The 3,912-nt window shown below is 65.6% G+C and carries 5 protein-coding genes and 1 pseudogene; 2 read left to right on the top strand and 4 right to left on the bottom strand.

Annotation, left to right across the window (positions count from 1 at the left end):
- A pseudogene (locus WBB85_RS16525) lies at positions 1-214 on the bottom strand (DUF1003 domain-containing protein); the annotation flags it as partial.
- Positions 215-379: 165 nt separating this feature from the next.
- Here WBB85_RS16525 and WBB85_RS16520 point away from each other — a divergent pair.
- Positions 380-502, top strand: coding sequence for a hypothetical protein (locus tag WBB85_RS16520; protein WP_432639693.1), 123 nt, complete (start codon positions 380-382; stop codon positions 500-502).
- 216 nt (positions 503-718) lie between these two features.
- Positions 719-1,261 (top strand): S1C family serine protease, encoded by a 543-nt coding sequence (locus WBB85_RS16515; RefSeq protein ID WP_432639692.1) that lies wholly within the window; start codon positions 719-721, stop codon positions 1,259-1,261.
- Between the two features lie 137 nt (positions 1,262-1,398).
- Here WBB85_RS16515 and WBB85_RS16510 read toward each other — a convergent pair whose 3' ends face one another.
- The 3 genes from WBB85_RS16510 to WBB85_RS16500 all read right to left on the bottom strand — a co-directional run.
- Positions 1,399-2,190 (bottom strand): inositol monophosphatase family protein, encoded by a 792-nt coding sequence (locus WBB85_RS16510; RefSeq protein WP_432639691.1) that lies wholly within the window; start codon positions 2,188-2,190, stop codon positions 1,399-1,401.
- A 64-nt stretch (positions 2,191-2,254) separates the two neighbouring features.
- Complete coding sequence (locus tag WBB85_RS16505; protein ID WP_432639690.1) at positions 2,255-3,016, bottom strand: glycerophosphodiester phosphodiesterase; 762 nt, start codon at positions 3,014-3,016, stop codon at positions 2,255-2,257.
- Between the two features lie 54 nt (positions 3,017-3,070).
- Positions 3,071-3,912: hypothetical protein (locus WBB85_RS16500; protein ID WP_432639689.1), on the bottom strand; the 842-nt coding region annotated here is incomplete at its 5' end.

Here is a 3,912-nt window from a genome sequence, read left to right as displayed (position 1 = left end):
GCCGGGATGCGAACCAAAGAGAGTTCACCGCCATCCATAGGATCAGAATCAGCGCAAAGAAAAGGATGAACGTCCAGGATCCGCCGAAACTTGCCACCCGATCGGCCATACGCCCGCCGAAACTGGCGTCTTCCCCGGTCACGGCTTCAGGGTTTTGCGAGATATACTGGCCGCTTTCAAGACTGGCGATGACCTGCCGGTCAAGCGCGCCCAACGCGCCGCGTTCTTCTTCCAGCAGCTTTTCGACATAGCGCCGACGATAAAACGTCCGTCCGCCCAGCCCGGAGCGTCTCCCGCGATCAGCACCGAAACACAGGGGCGGACAGACCCTTGCCCTGCTGTCCTCATCGCAGGATGCCGCATTCTGGGGGATGAGAGGATGCTACGGCAGATGCTGGTCAACCTGATCCAGAACACGATGACGCATTGCCCCATGGGAACCAACAGCACACTCCGCCTGCGGGTTGAGGATCAGGCAGTCATTCTTCGCGCCTTTCGGTAGCGAGGACCTGCGGTTGCCGCAACAAGCCCTAACGCGGGCCCCCCTCGCGTCCCCTGAAGACGCGATTGCATTTCCGTAAGGAATCGAGGCCCCGGCGCTGCTTGTCGGCGCGTTGATGCGGGCGACTGCGTTGACGGCGATCACGCCGGTCTTTGCACCGCCCGCAATGGCCGCCCCGGTCGTGCCCCAGACGGCAGCGCGCCCGAGATGCACGGCGTGGGCAGCGGTTTCATCATCACTGGCGACGGTCAGATCGTCACCAATGCCCATGTTGTCGACGGTGCCGACACGGTGAAGGTGACGCTGGCCGATGGCCGCAAGATCGACGGCAAGGTTCTGGGCGCCGACGCGGCGACCGATATCGCCCTGATCAAGATCGAAGAGGGCAGCGACCTGCCGACGGTGGCCTTCGGCGATTCCACCCAACTCAAGGTCGGTCAGGACGTGGTCGCCATCGGCAACCCGTTCGGCCCTGGCAGTTCGGTGACGGCGGGCATCGTCTCGGCCCTTGGTTTCGACAAGGCCGAAGGCGTGCTGATCACCGATGTCACCACCGACACGCCCGCCGCCAAAGCCGGGCTGGAACGTGGCGATATCGTACTCAACGTCGATGGGGCGCAGGTAAAGGACCCACGCGACCTCACCCGGATGATCGCGACCAACGTGCCGGGCAGCGAGGTGAAACTTGGCCTTCTGCGCGACGGAAAGCCGGTCGATGCGACCGTAACCCTCGGCACGCGCCCGGACCAACCGGCCTGAGCCTGATGCGACTCTATCCCGGACGGGCATCTCCGGTGCCCGTCCCCGTTGCTTCAGGAATGGTGCATCCCGCTGGTTTGCGACCGGACCGGAAACGCAGAAAACTGATATATGCAGGCAGCGGTTCCCGCCTGCCGTTATTCGGGCGCGCGCAGCACCTTGGCCACAGCGGCGAACAGTTCGCCATTCGCTGCGATGACCGAACCGCTTTCGAAGATGTCGCGGCCTTCACGCACGGCTTCGACAAACCCGCCCGCCTCGCGCACCAGCAACAGGCCTGCGGCCATATCCCAGATGTTCAGCTCGCGCTCCCAGAAGCCGTCATAACGGCCCGCCCCGACATAGGCGAGGTCAAGCGACGCAGCACCCATGCGCCGCATCCCCGCTGTCGCGGGCATCAGGCGGGCAAGGTCGCGCATCATTGCGGGCAGTGTCTTTTTCGCGCCAAAGGGAACGCCCGTCGCCAGCAGCGCCTCGCCCATCGACCGCCGTCCTGAAACGCGGATGCGGCTTTCGTTCATCCAGGCGCCTGCACCCTTTTCGGCCCAGAAGAGTTCATCCTTGGCCGGATCGAATACCACGCCCGCGACGATCTCGCCCTTGTGCTCCAGCGCGATGGACACCGCCCAGTGCGGCAGACCGTGAAGAAAGTTCGTCGTGCCGTCGAGGGGATCGACGATCCAGCGCCGGGTCGGGTCCGTGCCGTCGGTTTCACCGCTTTCCTCGCCGACCCAGCCATAGGTCGGACGCGCGCCCATCAGTTCATCGCGGATGATCTTATCGGCGGCGGTGTCGGCACGGCTGACGAAATCGCCCGCGCCCTTGACCGAGACCTGAAGGTTCTCGACCTCGCGGAAGTCCTTCACGAGGGAGCGGCCCGCCTTGCGCGCGGCCTTGATCATCAGGTTGAGGTTGGCACTGCCTTGCATCGGTCTTCACTCCGGCGGATCAGGGGGCGGCTATACGCGGGGAAATCCGCGATGTGAAGCCCCTTCAGCCCGCCCGCCGCGCCAGCACCCGCTTCAGCAGGCTTGGCCGGTCGGTCATCAACCCGTCGACACCCATATCCAGAAGCTGCTCCATCTCACCCGCCTCATCCACGGTCCAGACATGGACCTGTACGCCATGGGCATGGGCGGCGCGGATGAAACGCGGGGTGACAATCGGAATGCCCCGGAACGCGGTGGGCACTTGCACGACCGGAAAGTCGGGTCGCCAACCGGGCAGCGACCAGCCGCGCAGCCAGAGGCACAGCACACCGGCATGGGCGGGTGACCAGCAGAGGCCGGGGCCGAGCAGTTTGCGCAGCCGCGCGGTGCGTTTCACGTCAAAAGCGCCGACACAGACCCGATTGAGCGCATCCGCCCGCCGGATCGCGCACGCCATCGGCTCTACCGCGGCATCGGCCTTGGACTCCAGATTGATCCTCAACCCCGGCCATTCCGCCAGCACCTCGTCCAGAAGCGGGATTGCGGCCCCACCATTTGTGCGGCGGCGGCTGAGCTCATCCCATGTCAGATCCGCGATGCGCTCCGGCTCTCCGGTCATCCGCTCCAGCGTGTCGTCGTGAAAGATCACCGCCACGCCATCACGCGTCGCCTGCACGTCGGTTTCGATATGCGTGTAGCCAAGGGCGACCGCATGGGAAAAGGCCGCCATCGTGTTTTCCTCGACCTCCAAAGACCCGCCGCGATGGGCAAAGGCGATGGGCCCGTCGTGATCGAGAAATGGATGCAGTGCCTTGCCGCTGGTCATGCTCTCTCCCTGACCGGGATCATGCGGCCCCTCATGCCCGCCGCGCAAGTCCTCTCACACACGCGCGGTGACGAAGCGGGCCATGCACAGCATGGCAATCGCAGCAAAGGGCAGGCTGCCTGCAAAGATCACCCGCGCGACATCGGCGGCGGCATCCGGCCCGGCCTCGGCACTGAAGCCTGCGGCGTTAGCGAAGATGCCGACGGCAGAGGCGCCGAAGGCATAACCCAGACGGCTGATTGTCGGCAGACCCGCGCTCAGCCGGTCGGCATCCTCGGCCCTTACAAGCCGCATGCCGCGACGCAGGACGAAGGTCCAGGACAGGCCGAACCCCAGACCCTCGCAGGCCGCAAAGACGGCGATCAGCGCGACAGGCCCATGCGGCACCGCATAGAGCAATCCGACAACGCTGAGGAAGATCAGGCAGAGACCGGCGGCAATGATCTTCGGATCATGCCGCTCTGGCAAGCCCGAGGACAGCACCGCCCCCACCGTCCAGGCGATGGAGACCGCCGCAACGACATAGCCCGCGATCAGGGGCGGGGTCGCGTGGATCAACGCCATCAGAAGCGGCCCATAGGTCGTCAGCCCCATCGTCGCGATGCTGACCGCCAGCACCATCACCAGGGCCGCCCCCACCGGATCGCGCGGATCGAAGGCGCGGCAGGGCAACAGCCGGTCGCCTGCGCTCTTGCCATCCAGCCTCAGGAACAGCGCCAAAGCTGCAAGTCCCGCCGCCAGAGAGGCCGCCATGCCTCCGGCGGTTCCGGTGATCCCGGCATAGGCGACGGCCAGCACCGCGAGGCTGAGCAGGCCGAGCCGCCGGAAGGGTATACGCTCGGCCTCTGTCCCGTCGGTGGCGGGCCTGTCCGCCGGTGCCAGCCCGAACCAGATCC

This window comes from Albidovulum sp. (assembly GCF_049646345.1).
Taxonomy (GTDB): Bacteria; Pseudomonadota; Alphaproteobacteria; order Rhodobacterales; family Rhodobacteraceae; genus Albidovulum.
Note: the sequence above shows the minus strand (reverse complement) of the source record. Positions and strands in the feature narration are given on the sequence as shown.